The sequence below is a fragment of the Bacillus sp. G402 genome, assembly GCF_051172515.1.
In the GTDB taxonomy this organism is placed as follows: domain Bacteria; phylum Bacillota; class Bacilli; order Bacillales; family Bacillaceae; genus Bacillus; species Bacillus altitudinis.
In genome coordinates this window covers 1336991-1357244 of the sequence record NZ_JBPIZC010000001.1, presented here as the reverse complement: position 1 = coordinate 1357244, position 20254 = coordinate 1336991, and the positions used below count along the sequence as shown (strand labels likewise).

Genomic DNA, 20254 nt, shown 5'->3' with positions numbered 1-20254 from the left:
TGCACCAACCGCAGACTCTCTGTAAATGGTGAATATATGTACTCTTCTTTTTCATCGCAACAGTATGTCTATCTATTATAAAGGATGACCATGAAAAAGTCACGAAGCCTATTTGTGACCTTCTCATCATGTCGTTTGACACTTAAAATTTTAGATAAAATAGTAACTATCTGTCAGAATTTTTTAAAAAAGGATGATTAATTATATGTATAAAACATTATTCCTGCTGAATTTGTTAAATTATTTTAATCAATTTACGCTTTAATTTGTTGAAGTGATTGAGACTTTAGTTTATAAAAATCAATCTTTATCCCCATTTACGTTTTTTAAAAATATGTGAAATTGATATTGCAATAAATTATTCTATTCATTATAATGAATTTGTTCACACGTTTGTGCTAGGCTCTTTACATAGTGAAAATTCAGAAAAAACAAAAGAAATAGAAAGTAAGCTATTCAGGGACTTTTTTACGCTATTTCTTAAATCTGAATCTCATCTTCTATCGAGACCTTTGAACTAAAAACATATTATAAGGGGGAATACAGTTGAAAAAGCGTTGGTCTGTTGTTACTTTAATGCTTATTTTCACACTTGTATTAAGCGCTTGTGGTTTCAGCGGAAACAAATCAGGCGACAGCACGAGCAGTTCTGGAGAGGCTAAAACAACATTAAATGTGAATATCTCCACTGAGCCTTTTTCTCTACATCCGGGATTGGCAAATGATTCAACTTCAGGAAGTGTCATCCGTCAGACTTTTGAGGGATTAACAAGAATTAACGCTGAAGGTAAGCCAGAAAACGCAATGGCTTCTGATATCAAAACAAGTGATGATGGTAAAACTTACACATTCACACTTCGTGATGCAAAATGGTCTAATGGTGACCCTGTCACAGCACAAGACTTCGAATATGCTTGGAAATGGGCATTAGATCCTAAAAATGAATCTCAATATGCTTACCAGCTTTATTATATTAAAGGTGCTGAAGCTGCTAACAAAGGGGAAGCAAAAGTTTCTGATGTTGGCATTAAAGCAAAAGACGACAAAACGCTTGTAGTTGAGCTAGAGAATCCAACACCGTTCTTTACTGAACTAACTGCATTCTATACGTATATGCCAGTCAACAAAAAAGTGGCTGAAAAGAATAAAAACTGGTACACAAATGCTGGTGAAAACTACGTATCTAACGGACCATTCGTTCTTTCTAAATGGAAGCATGGCGGTTCTATCACACTTGAAAAGAACAATGAATACTGGGATAAAGACACTGTGAAATTGAAAAAGATTAACATGTCTATGATCAAAGATACAAACACTGAACTTAGCATGTTCAAAAAAGGCGAACTTGACTGGGCTGGTTCTCCAACTGGAAGCCTTCCAACTGAGTCATTAAAAACGTTGAAAAAAGAAGGCGGTCTTGAAATTCAAACGATCGCTGGTATCTATAACTACAAATTCAATACAAAAGTAAAACCTTTAAACAATGCGAACATCCGTAAAGCCCTTGCATACTCAATCAACCGTCAAGCGATCGTTGACAAAATTACGCAAGGTGAACAAGTTCCAGCGATGGCAATCGTTCCTCCAACAATGGAAGGATTCACGGATAACAAAACTGGTTACTTCAAAGATCATGATGTAGCGACTGCTAAAGAACTTCTTGAAAAAGGTGCGAAAGAATTAGGTTATAAGTCAGTTTCTGATCTTCCAACATTGAAATTGTCTTACAACACAGATGAAGGCCACCAAAAGATTGCACAAGCAATTCAAGAAATGTGGAAAAAAGATTTAGGTGTGAACGTTGAACTTGATAACTCTGAGTGGAACGTATACATCGATAAAATCCACAGTGGAGACTACCAAATCGGACGTATGGGCTGGTTAGGAGACTTCAACGATCCAGTGAACTTCCTTGAGCTTTACAAAGATAAAGACGGTGGAAACAATGACACTGGATGGGAAAGCAAAGAATACAAACAATTATTGAATGATTCTGCAAAAGAAACAGACAAAACAAAGCGTGAAGAAATGCTGAAAAAAGCAGAAAAAATCATCATCGACGATATGCCTGTAGCGCCTATTTACTTCTACACTCAACTTTGGGTACAAGATCCAAAACTTAAAGGTGTGGTTGTATCTGGACTTGGTGATGTTCAATACAAATGGGCACATTTCGAAAAGTAAGAGTTATAGTGTAAGAGATCTACGGCAAGGATCTTAAGGTATATGGAGGATGTCTCTCCATATACCTTTCTTGCTGATTAGAGAAATTGTTGTAAAATCATGGAGGTGCAATTCCGTTGCTTAAATATATCGGTAAGCGATTAATATATATTTTAATCACACTGTTTGTTATTGTAACTGCAACTTTCTTTCTCATGCAGGCAGCACCTGGTGGTCCATTCTCTGGAGAGAAGAAACTTCCTGCTGAAATTGAAGCAAACCTAAACGAGCACTACGGGTTGGACAAACCCTTATTTGTTCAATACGTGAGCTACCTAGGTTCAGTTGCAAAATTAGATTTTGGTCCCTCATTTAAATATAAAGGACAAACTGTTAATGATTTAATCAGTTCTGGATTCCCCGTTTCCTTTACCCTCGGAATTGAGGCAATTCTCCTCGCATTAGCATTTGGTGTATTGTTTGGGGTCCTTGCAGCGCTCTATCATAACAAGTGGCAAGACTATACGATTGCCATTTTAACGATCTTTGGAATCTCAGTTCCAAGTTTCATCTTAGCGGCGCTATTACAATATGTATTTGCATCTGAGGCAAGCTTTTTAGCGATCTTCCCAGTTGCAGGATGGGAGTCTTGGGCAAGCACCGTACTACCTTCTATTGCACTTTCCTTCATGCCAATGGCATTTATCGCTAGACTTGCACGGTCAAGTATGCTTGAAGTATTAAATAGTGACTACATTAGAACGGCTAGAGCAAAAGGATTAACAAAATCAGCTGTGACGATCAAACACGCCATTCGAAACGCATTGTTACCTGTTATCACATACATGGGACCAATGGCAGCTTCAGTGTTGACAGGTAGTTTTGTCGTGGAGAAGATTTTTGGTATTCCTGGTCTAGGCTCTCACTTTGTTACAAGCATTACAAACCGTGACTACACCGTCATCATGGGTGTCACAGTCTTCTACAGTATTATTCTATTAGTCAGTATTCTAGTTGTTGACGTCCTCTACGGTATTATTGATCCTAGAATTAAACTGACGAAGGCGAAGAAAGGGGTCTAACACATGGAAGAGATGAGAAAAGATTTATTTGTGCCTGCGACAGCTGACGCAGCAGAATCTGAAAAAATTTCTAAACCTAGTCTATCTTTATGGAAGGATGCCATGCTTCGCTTCCGTGCAAATAAACTTGCAATGGTTGGACTTGCAATCATTTTCATTATTGTGATTCTAGCCATTTTCGTTCCAGTGTTCTCGAAATATGATTATTCGACGACAGATTTGCTAAACGCAGATCAGCCGCCATCAAAAGAGCATTGGTTTGGTACAGATGATTTAGGCCGAGACATGTTTGTTCGTACATGGGTAGGGGCAAGAATTTCGATCTTCATCGGTCTTGCTGCAGCGCTTCTTGACGTAATCATCGGGATCATCTGGGGAAGTATTGCTGCGTTTAAAGGCGGCCGTACAGATGAAGTGATGATGCGTATCGCAGACGTTTTATGGGCAATTCCAACACTATTAATGGTTATTTTAATGATGGTTGTTCTGCCAAAAGGATTATTAACGATTATCCTTGCTATGACAGTCGTAGGCTGGATTAACATGGCACGTATCGTTCGAGGGCAAGTTTTACAATTGAAGAGCCAAGAATACGTTCTTGCAGCACAAACATTAGGTGCAAAAACATCTAGACTTTTATTTAAACACTTGATTCCAAACTCAATGGGACCGATTCTTGTCACAATGACATTAACGATTCCTTCTGCTATTTTCACAGAAGCATTCTTAAGCTATCTAGGGCTTGGTGTACCGGCTCCATTAGCTAGCTGGGGAACAATGGCTTCTGACGGAATTCCGGCCATGACGTATTATCCATGGAGATTATGGTTCCCAGCCGCATTTATCTGTATTACAATGTTTGGTTTTAACGTGGTTGGAGACGGACTAAGAGACGCTTTAGATCCGAAGTTGCGTAAATAAGGAGTGATTAGGATGGAACGTGAACGTATTCTAGAGGTGAAAGACCTTGCAATCTCATTTAAAACATATGGTGGAGAGGTTCAAGCCATTCGTGGTGTGAACTTCCACTTAAATAAAGGCGAGACACTTGCTATTGTAGGTGAATCTGGTTCTGGTAAAAGTGTAACATCACAGGCCATCATGCGATTAATCCCGATGCCGCCAGGTTATTTCAAGCGCGGAGAGATTTTATTTGATGGGCAAGATATTGTCAAGAAAACGGAAAAGCAAATGCAAACCATTCGAGGAAAAGACATTTCGATGATCTTCCAAGATCCGATGACTTCTTTGAACCCAACCATGAAGGTCGGGAAACAAATTACAGAAGTACTTTTCAAGCACGAACAAATCTCAAAAGAAGCGGCTGAAAAAAGAGCCATTGAACTTTTAGAGCTTGTTGGGATTCCAATGCCTGAAAAAAGAATCAAACAATATCCGCATGAATTTAGTGGCGGGATGAGACAAAGGGTTGTCATCGCGATGGCACTTGCAGCCGATCCAAAGCTATTGATTGCCGATGAGCCAACGACTGCACTTGATGTAACCATTCAGGCGCAAATTTTAGAATTAATGAAAGAAATTCAGCAAAAAGTCGAAACATCTATTATCTTTATTACCCATGATCTAGGTGTTGTAGCCAATGTTGCTGATCGTGTAGCCGTTATGTATGCAGGACAGATTGTGGAGACAGGGACTGTTGATGAAATTTTCTACAATCCGAAACATCCGTATACATGGGGACTTTTAGCATCTATGCCAAGCCTAGACACAGATGGAGGAGCTGAAGGAAAACTAACAGCGATTCCAGGAACACCACCAGATTTAACAAACCCGCCGAAAGGAGATGCATTTGCACTCCGGAGCGATTATGCAATGAAAATTGACTTTGAACAAGAACCGCCAATGTTCAAAGTATCAGATACGCATTATGTGAAATCATGGCTACTTCATCCGAATGCCCCTAAAGTTGAACCGCCTGCTTCCGTAAAGGCGAGAATGCGTGAACTAGAAGGTAGCTACGAAAAACCTGTATTAGTAAAAGAGGGTGAATAGCATGGCAGAAAAACTGTTAGAAATTAAAAATTTAAAACAGCATTTCCATACAGCAAGAGGGACTGTAAAAGCAGTTGATGGTGTCTCATTTGATATTTATAAAGGTGAAACACTTGGACTTGTAGGTGAATCTGGATGTGGAAAGTCGACAACTGGCCGTTCGATCATAAGACTTTATGATGCGACAGATGGCGAAGTTCTCTATAAAGGAGAAAGCGTACACGGAAAGAAATCAAGACAAAAAATGCTTGAATTTAACCGTCAAATGCAGATGATTTTCCAAGACCCATATGCTTCACTTAACCCTAGAATGACAGTTCTTGATATCATTGCAGAAGGTATTGACATTCATGGCCTTGCGAAAACAAAACAAGCACGTAAAGAGCGTGTATATCAATTGCTTGAAACGGTTGGTTTGAATAAAGAGCATGCGAATAGATACCCGCATGAATTTTCAGGTGGTCAAAGGCAGCGTATTGGGATTGCTCGTGCGTTAGCTGTTGAGCCGGATTTCATCATTGCCGATGAGCCAATCTCTGCACTAGATGTGTCGATCCAAGCGCAGGTCGTCAACTTAATGAAAGAGCTGCAAGAAGAAAAGGGCTTAACGTATTTATTCATTGCCCATGACCTTTCCATGGTGAAATATATCAGCGATCGTATCGGCGTGATGTATTTTGGGAAATTGGTTGAGCTGGCACCAGCGAATGAATTATATGAAAACCCGCTTCATCCATATACAAAATCATTACTATCTGCGATTCCGCTTCCAGATCCTGATTATGAGCGTAACCGCAAACGGATTAAATACGATCCATCTGTTCATAAAGGAACAAATACGGAATTTCGTGAAGTGAAGCCAGGTCACTTTGTCAGCTGTACTGAGGAAGAATTCAAAGAGATCAAAGCAAAACAATAAGAACAGAGAAGAAGCACTGCGATATCAGTGCTTCTTTTTTTTATTTTACAAAAAAACAAGTTGATGGTAATTTTTATGTAAAATGAGTAAACCAGGAGGAAATCAAATGTTGTTATGGAAGACGTTTCGCTATTCATGTCTTCACTTTTTTATCGTCACGATGCTTTTTTCATTATCTTTTTTAACGGAACCAAACGGAGGAAAGTGGATGATCGCATTTTTAGTGCTCATTTGCATCATTTCGTTTTCGGTTGAATTTGCTCTGTATCGGCGCACGAATAAACAGAAGGAAGAAGTCCGGCGTATGAAGTACCTTTATTTCATCATGCTTCAGATCGCCATGACACTTCTTTTGTTTGCTTGCTTTCAAATGCTCATGAATCGTTCGATATAAAACTTTTTTGCTTTCTCTTGAAAAAAAGTGAAACCACCAAAGGCATTGTTGCGTCTTACTAGTACAGGCGTTTAAATAGCAGGAAATCGGGAATAGATAAGGAAGTGGTTCTTAACTACATCATAAGGAGCGGATCCATGAATTGGTATGAAAAGCTCAGTGAATACTTCCCGATAGAAGAAATGAAGTCAAAAGAGCATATGGAAGCTTTATTAAAGGAAAGAAGTGATATTTATCATAAAGAAGAAGGGCCTCATCATGTGATGATGTACGCTGAATTTGATTCTTTCATCTTTATTGATTATTTATTTGTTTCCAAGGATGCAAGAGGTGAAGGCCTCGGCTCAAAGCTCATTCATAAGCTGAAGGAAAAAAGAAAACCGATCTTGCTTGAGGTCGAGCCTGTAGATGAAGATGATGCAGATACTGCAAAGCGCCTAAAGTTTTATCAGAGAGAGCACTTCAAGCATGCTGAATCAATTGGTTATAAACGCAGGTCACTTGCAACGAATGAAGTGAACCGCATGGAAATTCTTTATTGGTCGCCTCGTACAGATAATGAGGAAGAAATGATGGAGGCCATGAGAAAGACGTACGAAGGAATCCATACGTATAAAGACGAAGAATGGTATGGACAATCGTATGAGGATGTTGATGATGTGCTGAAGCTCGTTGAAAATAGAAAACAAAAAAATATTTTCGATCATCTCGACTAAATGAGAATGTTCAGACTTCAAACATCAGCACAAAAAGAATGAAATTGTCTAGTTTTTGTCACAAAAATTGCAAGAAAATCTGTTCACACTTACTTTTTTATAGTATAATCACTATAAAGATTACTTATTTAGAACAATTTTAATTTAAGAATACAGATCAATATTCATTCTACAAATTGAGGAGTGAAGATTTATGGTAACATTATACACATCACCAAGCTGTACATCATGTAGAAAAGCAAGAGCGTGGTTAGAAGAGCACAATATTCCATACCAAGAGAGAAATATCTTTTCTGAGCCTCTTTCAATCGATGAAATCAAAGAGATTCTTCGTATGACGGAAGATGGTACAGATGAAATTATCTCAACACGTTCTAAAGTATTCCAAAAACTAAATGTAAATGTTGAGACAATGCCGCTTCAACAATTGTATAAACTAATCAATGAGCACCCTGGTCTTCTAAGACGTCCAATTATTTTGGATGAAAAAAGACTGCAAGTTGGGTACAACGAAGATGAAATTAGACGTTTCCTTCCTAGAACGGTTCGTACATTCCAACTTCGAGAAGCTCAGCGACTTGCTAACTAATAGAGAACACGAAAAGCTGCCGATCATTTGGCAGCTTTTTTTATTTATTTTCAGCCGTTTGTTCGTAAAAGAGACTGGCTAAAATAACGGTTGCGACGGTTAAAAAAGGAAGCAACAATTCAAGTGTTGTATGCTGCGCCATAAATTCATTCAGTTTTACATCACGGACAATCATTTCTCCGCCAGTAAAAGCTAAAAGGGCACTCCCTCCGTATAAAAGAATCGGAAACTTGGTTAGTGCTGCATGAATCAGCTTACTCCCCCAAATAATAATCGGAACTGAAATCATTAAGCCAAAGGCAGTGAGCACCATGTTCCCTTTAGCCGCCCCTGCAACAGCAATCACATTATCAAGTGACATAAAAAGATCTGCAATCACGATGGTCTGAACAGCACGCCAAAGGGAGCCGCTGCTTTTAATCCGAATGGATTCTTTCTTTTGTTCAATTAACAAATTGTATCCTATATAAAGGAGAAAGAGACCGCCGATAAATTGCAAATAGGGGATGGTCAATAAATAAACGGCAGCACCAGTCATGGTGATTCTCATCAGCACTGCCAAAAGTGTGCCGATCCATATGGCTTTGTTTCGTTTTTCATTTGATAAGCTTCGACTGGCCATCGCAATGATTAATGCATTATCTCCGCCTAATATGAGGTCTATGCCAATAATCATCAGTAAGGATACGATCCACTCTGTTTCCATCCAGTTCACCTCATTTCACTAAAATAGCTCGTACAACCAATATATGAAGACAATTCAAATATATGTTTCTGCAAGTTTTCTCTGCAAAAAATGCGTTTTTATTTCTTTTATTCATCTTTTATCATAAAATAGACAGTACACAGCAATACCTCATTTCTTTAAATGGTTAACATGTAGACGGAACGGGTAAAGTGTAGTAAAGTACTATTAATTGGGAGCTTGTATGTCCCTTCAACATCTTATATAGAAGGGAAGGTTGGCAAAATGGAAATCGAAAGAATAAATGAACATACAGTCAAATTTTATATTTCCTACGGTGATATTGAAGATCGCGGTTTTGACCGTGAAGAGATTTGGTATAATCGTGAGCGCAGTGAAGAGCTGTTCTGGGAAGTGATGGACGAAGTGCACGAAGAAGAAGAATTTGCAGTAGAGGGACCACTTTGGATTCAAGTACAGGCACTTGATAAAGGTCTTGAAATTGTCGTGACAAAAGCCCAACTTTCTAAAGATGGACAAAAGCTCGAATTGCCGATTCCAGAAGATAAAAAAGATCAAACAGATGAAGAAAGTTTAGATGCTCTGCTTGATGATTTTCATAAAGAAGAGCAAGATCAAGAAGATCATAATGAGAAGGACAAAAAACTTCAACTTCAGTTCGTATTAAAAATGGATGACTTTGAAGATTTGATTGCACTTTCTCAATTAAATATGCAGGATTTTACGACAAGTTTATATTCGTTTGAAAACCGTTATTATCTATATGTTGACTTCTACGAGGATTTGTCAGATGAGCAGGTGGAGAATAAGCTTAGTATTCTGCTTGAATATGCTCATGAATCAGTGGTCAGCATCTACAGACTGCAAGAATACGGTCAGCTGATTGTCAAAGAGAATGCGCTTGAAACGATTCAACAGCACTTCTCGTAACAACCAAAAGTCGATTTCTATAGAGGAATCGACTTTTTTATCTGAATGAAAAAGTAAATAAAGTGATCGGCAAGGAGAAAATGAAATGAGAAATGTAGTCAAAGTTCTATTTTTTCTTATCATTACGATAGGTGCTTATTTGATTATCCAAATTTTTGCCGGTGATCTAGCGGTAAGTGTATTAAGTTCCGTCAGTGTTCTATTCACTTTATCGATTATCTTCATCGGGTTTGTCATTTTCTTAGAAAACAGAAACCCCTCTCAAACGATTACGTGGCTTGTGCTGCTTGGGAGCTTTCCGCTTTTCGGGTTTTTGTTTTATATTTTCTTTGGACGCAATATTAAAAAGCGCAGACTTTTTGAAAAGAAAGCGGTGCTGGATGAACAGCTTGTCCAGGAAGATGAACGTATCCACAGAGAAGCAATTGAAAAGATGACTCATATGGGTGACCATCAGCAGCTCTTATTTAAGCTGGCCCACAGACTTGGACATACCCCTATTACGTATCGCACATCCTCTAAAGTTCTGACCAATGGAGAAGAAACGTTCTCTCATATTTTTGAAGAAATCAAAAAAGCAACACATCACATTCACCTAGAATATTATATTCTCCGTCATGATGATCTGGGACAAGAATTAAAGGACATTTTAATTGAGAAAGCAAAAAGTGGTGTGATTGTCCGCTTTTTATATGACGATGTAGGCAGCCTAAAACTTTCCCGTCAATATATTGCTGACTTAGAAAAGGCTGGCGTGCAGATCGTTCCGTTTTTACCAGTTAGACTGCCCTTATTAAATAATAAAATCAATTTCCGAAATCACCGGAAAATCGTGGTGATTGATGGAGAAGTAGGATTTGTCGGCGGACTTAACATTGGGGACGAATATATGGGTAGAAGCAGACAATATGGATTTTGGCGTGATACACACCTGATGATTAAAGGTGAGGCCGTTCGTGATTTGCAGCAGATTTTTATGCAGGATTGGTATTACATGACCAATGAAAGATGCTCGGGTGTGGATTATTTTAAAGATTTCAGCCATATGGAGAGTCGAGCAGAAGGCGTACAAATGATTGCTGGTGGTCCTGATAAACAGTGGGAAGTCATTAAAAATCTCTTTTTCTCCATGATTATCTCCGCCAAAAAATCAATTTGGATTGCTTCACCTTATTTTGTACCTGATGATGATATTTTGTCCGCACTGAAAATTGCTGCATTGAGCGGAGTCGATGTGCGAATCATTGCGCCGAAAAATCCAGATAAACGCATCGTATTTCATGCGTCCCGTTCATACTTCCCCGAACTTTTAGAAGCAGGTGCGAAGGTATATGAATATGATCAAGGCTTTATGCATAGTAAGTTTATCATTGTGGATAGTGAACTAGCATCAATTGGTACAGCAAATATGGATATGAGAAGTTTTCACCTGAACTTTGAAGTGAATGCTTTCCTCTATAAAACAAAAAGTACAGAGAAGCTGGTCAACGACTTCTTAGGTGATTTAGAGCAGTCGCATGAAATTGTTCCAGAAGAATTTGCGAAGAGACCTTTGAGGGTGAGGCTGTTTGAATCAACAGCAAGATTATTATCACCTCTTTTATAAAAATTGTATTTTCCCCCTTTTCTAAAAGGGGGATTTTTTATTTTACTTAGGGAAATTAGGTTGAAATCGTGTTTTGATACGATAAAAATTCATTTTCGATATTCGCTTCCTGATGAGAGAAAAAGCTATAATACGGTCATCAAAGAGCAAGGGGCGAAATATATGAATGCAGCGATCATGGAGAATGGCAAGCTGATTCGCATCACACAACATCTGACTAAAAGGCGGCTAGAGCATGTAAGAGCTACGTGCAAATTTTACTGTCCTGAATGTAGGCAGGAGGTTCTATTAAAGCTAGGTGAGCATCGTGTCCATCATTTTGCACATAAACAGCTCTCGGCATGTCCATTAGCGTCCACCGGTGAAACAGCTTATCATCAGGCAGGGAAAATGGCTCTTAAGGATTGGCTCACGCAGCTTGGATATGAGCCGTTACTAGAGAAATATGTCTCAAACATTCAGCAGCGCCCTGATGTGACCGTTGCTATAGAAAATAAAAGCTATGCCATCGAATTTCAATGTGCAAATATTTCGTGGAAAGAGCTACATAGACGAACGGAAGGTCTCCGTGCTGCGGGGCTCTATCCTATATGGATCATAGGTGCGAATCGTTTAAAACGAATGGCTGGCCAGCTCTTTTCATTCTCCTCCATTCATTGGGGAATTTTAAGGCAGTCAAAGAATAGGAGACTCATTTTTTATTGTCCGATTCAAAATAGATTCATCCACCTGGATCAACTTCTCGTGTTTCAGCCAACGAAAATATGTGCCTCAATGACCGTTAGACCGCCTTCAGCTTATCGCCAACTACCAGCACTCTTATCTGTTTCCTCGAGCAATCATCAATTGTATAAAGAGTGGCTCAAGTGTATTCGGCAATTTAGGGAGCGGCCACCCCGCATTTTAGCAAATGAAAGCAAGCGTTTAAGAACCATATTTTATGAGCATCATCAAACAGCATGGCCATTTCTACCGACAGAATTATTTATCCCCCTGACAGAAGCATATATCTTTTCAAGCCCTGTTTATGTGTGGCAAGGATGTCTTTATGATTGGATGGTTAGAAAGGGAAAAGAACAAGTGACCATTCATCTTCTTTTAAAAGAAATTGATCGATGTGTCCAGCATAAAGAAGTGAAGCTCCGATATGCCAATGTCACAATAGAAGAAATCAAAGAGGTGATCATTTCATATGTACGGGCGCTTGTGAAACTAGGGTTTTTATACATGACGAAAGAGGGTAATTATCAAGTAACGTCGAATCAAAAGCCTATACGAACAGCAGATGAAGCGATAAAACGAGATGCTTTCTTATTTCATTAGCATGTTTCATGCCCACTTTGATCATGATAAGAAAAAGGTGGTGCTGCTATTGAATAGAAAGAAACGCTTTTTTCTCATTTTTTTAGTTTGTTTGGTATTTATTTCTGCATATGATTTGACAAACATAGTTCAAAACAAAGAAGATAAATACAACACCAATTTCTTTCACTTTCCGAAAGGTTGGTTCAACACAACTCATGCAAGGGGGATTCATATGACTTCACAAAATAACAACAATCATTTACCAGACAGAAGCGAAGTAAAAGAAGAAAACAAATGGCGCCTTGAAGATATTTTTGAAAGTGTCGATTCTTGGAATAAGGAATTCGAAGCTGTAAAAAAAGAAATTCCGAAGCTCGCCCAATTTAAAGGCAAGCTGGCCCATTCTGCTGATGTCTTGTATGAAGCCCTAACATTTCAGGATCAACTTTCTGAAAAGCTTGGCAAGCTTTATACATATGCGCACATGAAATACGATGAAGATACAACAAATTCATCATTTCAGGCTTTAAATGATAAAGCATCCAATTTATTTACACAGCTGTCTAGTACATCTGCCTATATTGTTCCGGAAATTTTATCTATTCAAGAAGATAAGCTGCAGCAATTTATATTGGAAAAAGAAGAATTAAAACTTTATTCTCACGCTCTCGAAGAAATTAACAAAGAGCGTCCGCATATTTTAAGTGAGGAGCAAGAAGCTTTATTAGCTGAAGCCTCTGAACCTTTATCAACATCATCCACTACGTTTAGTATGTTTAATAATGCAGATATTTCGTTCCCTTCTGTTAAGGATGAAAATGGAGAAGAAAAGAAAATTACTCATGGCAACTTCATTACCTTTTTAAACAGTGATGATCGTGAAGTGAGAAAGAATGCTTTTAAAGCCGTTTATAAAACGTATGATCAATATAAGAATACTTTGGCGTCTACACTCAGCGGCTCGATTAAAAAGGATAATTTTTATGCGAAAGTACGTCATTACAAATCTGCAAGAGAAGCAGCGTTATCACGCAACAGTATTCCTGAAGAAGTGTATGACAATCTAATTGATACAGTTCATCAATATTTACCGTTATTACACCGCTACATTGAATTGCGTAAAAAGGTATTAAAGCTTGATGAAGTGCACAATTATGACTTGTATACACCATTAGTAAAAGATGCTGGCATGAAGCTGACCTATGATGAAGCAAAGGATTATATGCTGAAAGGGTTAGCGCCATTAGGAGAAGAATATGTTTCGGTATTAAAAGAGGGACTCGAAAATCGCTGGGTAGACGTTTATGAGAATAAAGGGAAACGAAGCGGCGCGTATTCTTCTGGAAGCTATGGTACGAATCCTTATATCTTAATGAACTGGCAAAATAATATTGATAATTTATTTACGCTGGCTCATGAATTTGGTCACTCTGTTCATAGCTACTATACAAGAAAGCATCAGCCATATCCGTACGGAAACTACAGCATTTTCGTAGCGGAAGTAGCTTCTACAACAAACGAAGCATTACTAGGTGAATACTTACTCAATCATTTAGAGGACAAAAAGCAGCGCTTGTATGTGCTCAATCACTTGTTAGAAGGATTTAGAGGGACGGTATTCAGACAAACGATGTTTGCAGAGTTCGAGCACCTGATTCATGTGAAAGCGCAAGAAGGGGAGGCATTAACGCCAGAGTTTATGACGAACCTGTATTACGACCTGAATAAGAAGTATTTTGGCGACGGTATGGTTGTGGATAAGGAAATCGGATTAGAATGGACGCGAATTCCGCATTTCTATTACAACTATTATGTGTATCAATATGCGACAGGCTATAGTGCGGCTCAGGCATTAAGTAAACAAATTTTAGAAGAAGGGAAACCTGCGGTAGAGCGCTATACAGACTTCCTTAAAGCAGGAAGCTCTGACTATCCAATCAACGTGCTGAAAAAAGCTGGTGTAGATATGGCATCAAAAGAACCAATTGAGGCAGCATGTCAATTGTTTGAAGAAAAATTAAAGGAAATGGAAGAGCTCATCTCAAAGACTGGTGAGTAACGAGAAGACTTCTGTCAGGTGTGTGAGTGCAAACTCACCTTTTGGCAGGAGTTTTTTCTTGAAATAAAAAAGACCAGATTGTTGACAAAGGGCTAAGATGAACTTGATTTTAGCCCTTTGACTTCTTTTTAGCGTGATAGAAAACCTTTGCACGCAGGACGACTGACACCGAATGCGAGGGTTTGCCTACACGATAGACCTCGTCTATATGAACGAGGTTTGTACATTCAATTGTTACGCTTTAAATCCTTTGAAGGTTTTTCGGTGATTCATTCGATAGAGTGTAAAGAGAATGGAAGCGAATAGGAGTGGAGATGTCAGGTATAGAGGCAGCATCTTCATTAAGCCTAATATATTTAAACAGAAACATAAGCCAATGGCAACAAGTCCAATGGTTGTGCTGCGCATGCAGATCCCCCCATTTTTTTGTTACTTTCACTATATGAAAGTGACAGTCCTCTTATGTTTTGTGACAAAAATATGAACATATAGTATATCGGTTGTCATAAGTCGACAAAATTTGATATACTACAGATGTGAAATTAATCACATACAAACATTACCCCTTTGTTTGACCGTGAAAAATTTCTCCCATCCCCTTTGTTGTCGTTAAGACATAGTGAAACCGCGCTTATCCCGGCGCGGTTTCTTCGTACTTATAAATAGAACAAGTGTTCTTTTGGGGGTAAAGAAAAAAACATGGGTCAGCACCCATGTTCATTCTCACAGCGGTAGACATCAAGATCTGAATGATTGTCTCCTTCTGTATAACGCCAAAACATTTCTTGATGTACTTGTACACGTTCTACCTTTTTAGCAAATGCGAGCTTTTTCATCTCGCGTTCAACTTCTTCAAGGGTCAGGTCATATACAACGGCAATTTCTTTTGCTGATGCAAATTGAAAGTAAGCGATAAACCATTCAATTGGCGGTCGTTCTGAAGGTGTTGGTTTTTCGCCAATCATTTCAAAGAGAATTTCCTCGTAAATATCGTAAGAATATGCACCTGAAATCTTTAATCCTTCTTCACCATTGATCGTATTAAAAAAGGCGAAAGTGGGAAGCTCAGACACATCCATTTCAGCTGCGATTTTCATATCACATTGGAGCGCTTTGACAGCACTTTGAGAATGGATATCTCGCTGGAACTCTTCAATGTCCAGTCCAGCCGTTTTTGCATTTTCTAGCAAGACTTGTTCACTGGTGACGTCCTGCTGATGGCAAAAAAGCGATTCTTGAATGAGTCGTAAAAATTTCATTCCGCATTTTCTGCCTTGAAGTTCAGCTGCTTTTAATGCAAGAGAGGCGAGATAAGGTGATGTCACAATTTGTTCAGACAGCATTTGTTCTTTTTTGGTCTGAGTTTTCGTGGCAAATTTCCCCCACGCTTCGGTTAGCAAATGTTTTTTTCGTTTCCGGTTCAAAGCATTAATACTAGAACTTGTAACCGTTCGTAAAGTGAAGAAACGGCCATATTTCATTTTCAACTTTTTAATTGATGGCTCTAATAACCAGCAGTCCGGGCTGAGAGGATCAATGAATACATAGATTTCAATCGGCTTTTGAGGATGTCCGTGACAATGTGAGAAATATTGCTCATGCGGATTGCAGCTCAAGATCGTCCGTCCTTTTCAGGTATTTGGTTGACCATGTGACGAGCCGTCAAAGACAGTCGCTCAAATAAAAAGTCACGAATATCGCCGGTTAGTCCTACTTGATCCATTGCATCCTCCATGCATTCAAGCCATGCGTCCGCCCGCTCCTCAGTAATCGGAAAAGGGAGATGTCTCGCCCGTAGCATTGGGTGACCATGCTCCTCAGTATAAAGCGGCGGTCCGCCTAAATATTGAGTTAAGAACTGTTTTTGTTTTCTTGCTGTTTCTTTTAAGTCATCCGGGAAAATAGGATGAAGCAAAGGATGACACTTTACATTTTCATAAAAAGTATCAACAAGTTGCGATAGAAGTTCCTCTCCAACCGCTTCGTAAGGTGCGTTAAACGATTGTACCATGTTGACTACTCCTTTAACTCGTAGCTAATAGGATGGCTCACCCTATTGCGAATTTCATGTATTTCAAAAGTGATATTCAGTTTGTTCTATTTTGTTGTTTCTATTCTTGTATACTTATTTTAACAACCTCTACTCAATTCCACAAACAAACCGCTTTGGTCCTTTGGGAATAGTGAGGGAGACAGGTTCCGTGTTCAATTGACCATATCATAACACATTCAGTCAAAAAAGGGTGAAAAGCGACATACAAAAAACCGAAGAGGTTATTCTCTTCGGTTTAGGCGAAATATTGAGCTGTGATTTTCTTTACATAATTTTGTGTTTCTTTAAATGGAGGAATGCCTCCGTACTTATCTACATTCCCTGAGCCTGCGTTATAAGCGGCTAAGGCGAGTGAGACATTTCCATTATATTTTTGCAGCATTTGTTTTAAATACTTCGTTCCGCCTTCAATGTTTTGGGCTGCATCAAAGGCATTGTTCACGCCAAGTGATTTAGCAGTAGACGGCATAAGCTGCATCAGGCCAAGTGCACCTGCATGGCTGACAGCATTCGTGCGATAACCGGATTCTTGCTTGATCACTGCGTGGATCAGCTTTTCTGGAACTCCGTGCTTTTGAGCCATTTGTGAGACGATTTGATTAATCTCTTTTGATGAAGAGCCTGAAACAGCTTTTTGAAGGGGCGGTGTGTAGCTGTTATTTAAGACGTTTCCAATACCATTTGCGGTATTCAATTGGCTGTCATTTGCATAAAGAGACTGAGATTGAAGCTGTTCACTGCCCGCTATCGCAGATAAATATGGATTCATGCGTGCATATTGCGTGTTCGGAGACGTTGATGGGTCCGATCCCATGAAAGCAGAAATGGAAAGCGGGAGACGAGATAATTCTGATCCGCCTAAAAAATCTTGCAACAGCGACTGGAATGAAGTCTCAGCGCTTGATTCTTGTCCAGCTGTGAGTTGTGTTTGTCCATTATCAGATTGTAACGTTTTGAGTGCTTGAAGCTGCATAAAGGATTGAAGTTGATTGACGTTCATCATGTTCCTCCTTCAAGGAATTCATCTATTCTTTTGTTTTCATTTTTTCTTCATAAAAACGTACGACTTTGTTTTTCGTGTGTCTTGGTGGGATCTGAAATTGCTGAAGCAATGCTGTGAAATCGGCTTGTCCAATGTCTAAATCGCTTACTTCAAATTCAAGTTCATAGTCCTCTACTGTTAAATATCGGCTGTGATCCAAAACAATTAAGCCTTCTTTGATCATTTTTTCTGCTCTTGACGTTTCCAGTGAACCAAAATACACGATTTGATCCTTTTGAATGTGAAGGTGTACTAATCTGTCTGCCACTTCACCTTCTGGCAGGTGGAAATGTTCAAGACTTGTGGGAGGATCGATCGTTTGGTGAGTTTCCAAAAGGCCGATCTCATGCGGTTCCTTTAATGTGAGGACCCACTGCCCGCCTTTTTCTCTCATTCGTAATGCAGCGAATTTGGATTTTATATCAAATTGAGGTGTATCAAAATAATAGTTGGTTTGAGTGTGGAAGTCCTCGTCCTTTAATTGAAAATATTCTTTTAGCTGTTCAAATTCTTCTTTCATTAATAATTGTTTTAGTTCTATCTCAATTTCCTGTGCCATTTTGACATCAACCTTTCATTTAGAGGAAATATGATTATTGTACATGAAAAGCGTCTTTTTTTCTTATTTATTCCTTAAAAAGAGACGTATATAGATGCTAAATGAGGCAAAATGAACAACGAAATGGAGAAATCAAATTTTCTCAAAAAGTTCGGTTTATCAATATTGAACTTGATATGATAAAATAAAGCTGTACTTTGTTGTAAAGGAGATCATGATGCAAAACAGAATTGAAATCACAGAAGCAACTTTAAAAGAAGACAGGCTGATCTTGACGGTCCAGTCAGATGAGCAAATTCAAAAAGCAAAAGCATCAGGACAAATGCTTGTTGATTCTGATCACTTTGCGTTCGTTTACATACTTGAGACTGAGGAGTCTTTTACGTATCTGATTTTAGGAGAACATACATGGGCTCCATTAAAAGAAGCAATGAATCGTGAAATCCCTGTCTATTTGGCGGCGGAAGAGCAAACGCTAGAACTCATTCAACTTCATCAGGAATTAAACTATTTAATCGACAATATTAAAGACAATGCCAATTACGGAGATATGGAAGAGAAAGTGAAGAGCACATTCCTCTGAAATAATTAGGTATTTGGAATTGGGGGAAGTTTCATGGACAAAAAACAATGGGATCAATTCCTCGCACCATATAAGCAAGCAGTCGAAGAATTAAAAGTGAAACTAAAAGGCATCCGAAAACTGTATGAATTTGAGGATGACCATTCACCAGTAGAATTTGTCACTGGCCGAGTGAAACCCGTTGCCAGCATATTGGAAAAGGCAAAGCGTAAAAATATCCCGATGCATGAGATTGAAACGATGCAGGATATTGCAGGGCTTCGCATTATGTGCCAATTTGTAGAAGATATACAAGTCGTCAAGAAAATGCTTCAGTCACGAAAAGACTTCGTGGTTGTAGATAAACGCGACTATATTGCAGAACATAAAGAAAGCGGATACCGCTCGTACCACCTTGTTGTGTTATATCCGCTGCAAACGATCAATGGAGAGAAGCAGCTCCTCGTCGAAATCCAAATCCGTACATTAGCCATGAATTTTTGGGCGACCATCGAGCATTCTCTGAATTATAAATATAGCGGGAATATCCCGGAGAAGGTCAAGCAGCGCCTTCAAAGAGCTTCTGAGGCAGCATCTCTTCTTGATGATGAGATGTCTGAAATCAGAGGGGAAATTCAAGAAGCGCAAGTGGCATTTTCCCGGAAAAAGAAAAACGATAGCTGAGCCTAAGCTTGATCAAATATGATGCTGCTTTCTCGTCGCAGCAAGGTGGAAAAGGAGAAGAATTCATGAAATTTGCAGTTTCTTCGAAAGGGAATTCTGTATCTGACACACTTAAAAATAAAATACAGACCTACTTATTGGATTTTGGAATGGAATTAAATGAAGAGGAACCCGATCTCGTCATTACAGTTGGCGGAGACGGAACCCTTTTATACGCTTTTCACCGGTATAGTAACCGTCTAAACGAAACCGCTTTTGTCGGCGTACATACAGGCCATCTTGGTTTTTATGCGGACTGGGTCCCGAGTGAAATTGAAAAGCTTGTGTTAGCCATTGCCAAAACGCCTTATCATATTGTGGAATATCCGATTCTTGAAGTCATCGTCAGGTACAACGATGGGGGCAGGGAAGAAAAATATTTAGCAATGAATGAATGTACGATTAAAAGTATGGAAGGTACACTTGTGGCAGATGTTGAGATTAGGGGTCAGCTTTTTGAAACATTCAGAGGAGATGGTCTTTGTTTGTCTACACCATCTGGCAGTACAGCCTATAATAAGGCACTTGGCGGGGCTATTATTCACCCATCCATTAGGGCGATCCAGCTGGCAGAAATGGCTTCAATCAACAACAGAGTGTTTAGAACGGTCGGTTCGCCGCTCATTTTGCCGGACCACCATACGTGTGTGATCAAACCGATTAATGATGTGGATTTTCAGGTGACGATAGATCATTTGTCGCTGCTGCATAAAGATGTGAAATCCATTCAATGCCGAGTGGCAGACGAGAATGTCCGGTTTGCCCGATTTAGACCATTTCCGTTTTGGAAAAGGGTGCAAGATTCCTTTATCGGCAAAGGAGAATAAGAAAGA

The 20254-nt window shown here is 39.1% G+C and carries 21 protein-coding genes and 1 other annotated feature (1 of these 22 only partly in view); of the genes, 15 read left to right on the top strand and 6 right to left on the bottom strand.

The window, feature by feature from the left end:
• Positions 1-64: a binding site (T-box leader), on the bottom strand; it reaches 156 nt to the left of the window's first position.
• Between the two features lie 482 nt (positions 65-546).
• The 8 genes from ACSBQP_RS07165 to spxA all read left to right on the top strand — a co-directional run bounded on the left by ACSBQP_RS07165 (position 547) and on the right by spxA (position 7876).
• The gene (locus tag ACSBQP_RS07165) at positions 547-2184 is read left to right on the top strand and encodes a peptide ABC transporter substrate-binding protein (RefSeq protein WP_007499024.1); all 1638 of its coding nucleotides are present in this window, start codon (positions 547-549) and stop codon (positions 2182-2184) included.
• Positions 2185-2300: 116 nt separating this feature from the next.
• On the top strand, positions 2301-3245 hold the full coding sequence (locus tag ACSBQP_RS07160; RefSeq protein ID WP_007499022.1) for an ABC transporter permease: 945 nt from the start codon (positions 2301-2303) through the stop codon (positions 3243-3245).
• Positions 3246-3248: 3 nt separating this feature from the next.
• The gene (locus tag ACSBQP_RS07155) at positions 3249-4166 is read left to right on the top strand and encodes an ABC transporter permease (RefSeq protein ID WP_007499020.1); all 918 of its coding nucleotides are present in this window, start codon (positions 3249-3251) and stop codon (positions 4164-4166) included.
• A gap of 12 nt (positions 4167-4178) precedes the next feature.
• Positions 4179-5258, top strand: a complete 1080-nt coding sequence (locus tag ACSBQP_RS07150; RefSeq protein WP_007499018.1) for an ABC transporter ATP-binding protein — start codon at positions 4179-4181, stop codon at positions 5256-5258.
• Between the two features lies 1 nt (position 5259).
• On the top strand, positions 5260-6177 hold the full coding sequence (locus tag ACSBQP_RS07145) for an ABC transporter ATP-binding protein (RefSeq protein ID WP_007499016.1): 918 nt from the start codon (positions 5260-5262) through the stop codon (positions 6175-6177).
• Positions 6178-6283: 106 nt separating this feature from the next.
• Positions 6284-6571 carry a hypothetical protein gene (locus ACSBQP_RS07140; RefSeq protein WP_435028282.1) on the top strand — a complete coding sequence of 96 codons (288 nt, stop codon included), beginning with the start codon at positions 6284-6286 and terminating at the stop codon, positions 6569-6571.
• 137 nt (positions 6572-6708) lie between these two features.
• Entirely contained in the window at positions 6709-7287 is a 579-nt protein-coding gene (locus ACSBQP_RS07135) for a GNAT family N-acetyltransferase (protein WP_007499012.1), read from the top strand.
• Between the two features lie 193 nt (positions 7288-7480).
• Positions 7481-7876, top strand: a complete 396-nt coding sequence (gene spxA / locus ACSBQP_RS07130; RefSeq protein WP_003211421.1) for a transcriptional regulator SpxA — start codon at positions 7481-7483, stop codon at positions 7874-7876.
• Positions 7877-7916: 40 nt separating this feature from the next.
• Here the strand turns inward: spxA and ACSBQP_RS07125 are convergent, their stop codons facing one another.
• A complete protein-coding gene (locus ACSBQP_RS07125; protein WP_007499010.1) occupies positions 7917-8582 on the bottom strand; it encodes a TerC family protein in 666 nt (221 codons plus the stop codon).
• A gap of 264 nt (positions 8583-8846) precedes the next feature.
• Between ACSBQP_RS07125 and mecA the strand changes: the two genes are divergently transcribed.
• The 4 genes from mecA to pepF all read left to right on the top strand — a co-directional run bounded on the left by mecA (position 8847) and on the right by pepF (position 14482).
• Positions 8847-9512: an adaptor protein MecA gene (gene mecA, locus ACSBQP_RS07120; RefSeq protein WP_039963417.1), complete on the top strand. Its 666-nt coding sequence runs from the start codon at positions 8847-8849 to the stop codon at positions 9510-9512.
• 85 nt (positions 9513-9597) lie between these two features.
• Positions 9598-11118, top strand: a complete 1521-nt coding sequence (cls, locus tag ACSBQP_RS07115; RefSeq protein ID WP_008348473.1) for a cardiolipin synthase — start codon at positions 9598-9600, stop codon at positions 11116-11118.
• Positions 11119-11280: 162 nt separating this feature from the next.
• Entirely contained in the window at positions 11281-12441 is a 1161-nt protein-coding gene (locus tag ACSBQP_RS07110) for a competence protein CoiA family protein (protein ID WP_039963479.1), read from the top strand.
• Positions 12442-12655: 214 nt separating this feature from the next.
• Positions 12656-14482, top strand: coding sequence for an oligoendopeptidase F (gene pepF, locus ACSBQP_RS07105; RefSeq protein ID WP_282706805.1), 1827 nt, complete (start codon positions 12656-12658; stop codon positions 14480-14482).
• A gap of 234 nt (positions 14483-14716) precedes the next feature.
• Here the strand turns inward: pepF and ACSBQP_RS07100 are convergent, their stop codons facing one another.
• From ACSBQP_RS07100 to ACSBQP_RS07080, 5 genes are all read right to left on the bottom strand, one after another.
• Positions 14717-14890: a hypothetical protein gene (locus tag ACSBQP_RS07100; protein ID WP_008348466.1), complete on the bottom strand. Its 174-nt coding sequence runs from the start codon at positions 14888-14890 to the stop codon at positions 14717-14719.
• 296 nt (positions 14891-15186) lie between these two features.
• On the bottom strand, positions 15187-16098 hold the full coding sequence (locus ACSBQP_RS07095) for a ClpXP adapter SpxH family protein (RefSeq protein WP_007499002.1): 912 nt from the start codon (positions 16096-16098) through the stop codon (positions 15187-15189).
• On the bottom strand, positions 16095-16493 hold the full coding sequence (locus ACSBQP_RS07090; protein WP_007499001.1) for a thiol management oxidoreductase: 399 nt from the start codon (positions 16491-16493) through the stop codon (positions 16095-16097). The genes ACSBQP_RS07095 and ACSBQP_RS07090 overlap by 4 nt, the downstream gene beginning before the upstream one ends.
• Before the next feature lie 277 nt (positions 16494-16770).
• Entirely contained in the window at positions 16771-17535 is a 765-nt protein-coding gene (locus ACSBQP_RS07085; RefSeq protein ID WP_008348461.1) for a lytic transglycosylase domain-containing protein, read from the bottom strand.
• 25 nt (positions 17536-17560) lie between these two features.
• The gene (locus ACSBQP_RS07080) at positions 17561-18136 is read right to left on the bottom strand and encodes a CYTH domain-containing protein (protein WP_048003217.1); all 576 of its coding nucleotides are present in this window, start codon (positions 18134-18136) and stop codon (positions 17561-17563) included.
• A 217-nt stretch (positions 18137-18353) separates the two neighbouring features.
• Between ACSBQP_RS07080 and ACSBQP_RS07075 the strand changes: the two genes are divergently transcribed.
• From ACSBQP_RS07075 to ACSBQP_RS07065, 3 genes are all read left to right on the top strand, one after another.
• Complete coding sequence (locus tag ACSBQP_RS07075) at positions 18354-18719, top strand: hypothetical protein (RefSeq protein WP_008348459.1); 366 nt, start codon at positions 18354-18356, stop codon at positions 18717-18719.
• Between the two features lie 33 nt (positions 18720-18752).
• On the top strand, positions 18753-19382 hold the full coding sequence (locus tag ACSBQP_RS07070; protein WP_008348457.1) for a GTP pyrophosphokinase: 630 nt from the start codon (positions 18753-18755) through the stop codon (positions 19380-19382).
• A 65-nt stretch (positions 19383-19447) separates the two neighbouring features.
• Complete coding sequence (locus ACSBQP_RS07065) at positions 19448-20248, top strand: NAD kinase (protein WP_008355343.1); 801 nt, start codon at positions 19448-19450, stop codon at positions 20246-20248.
• Positions 20249-20254: the final 6 nt, after the last annotated feature.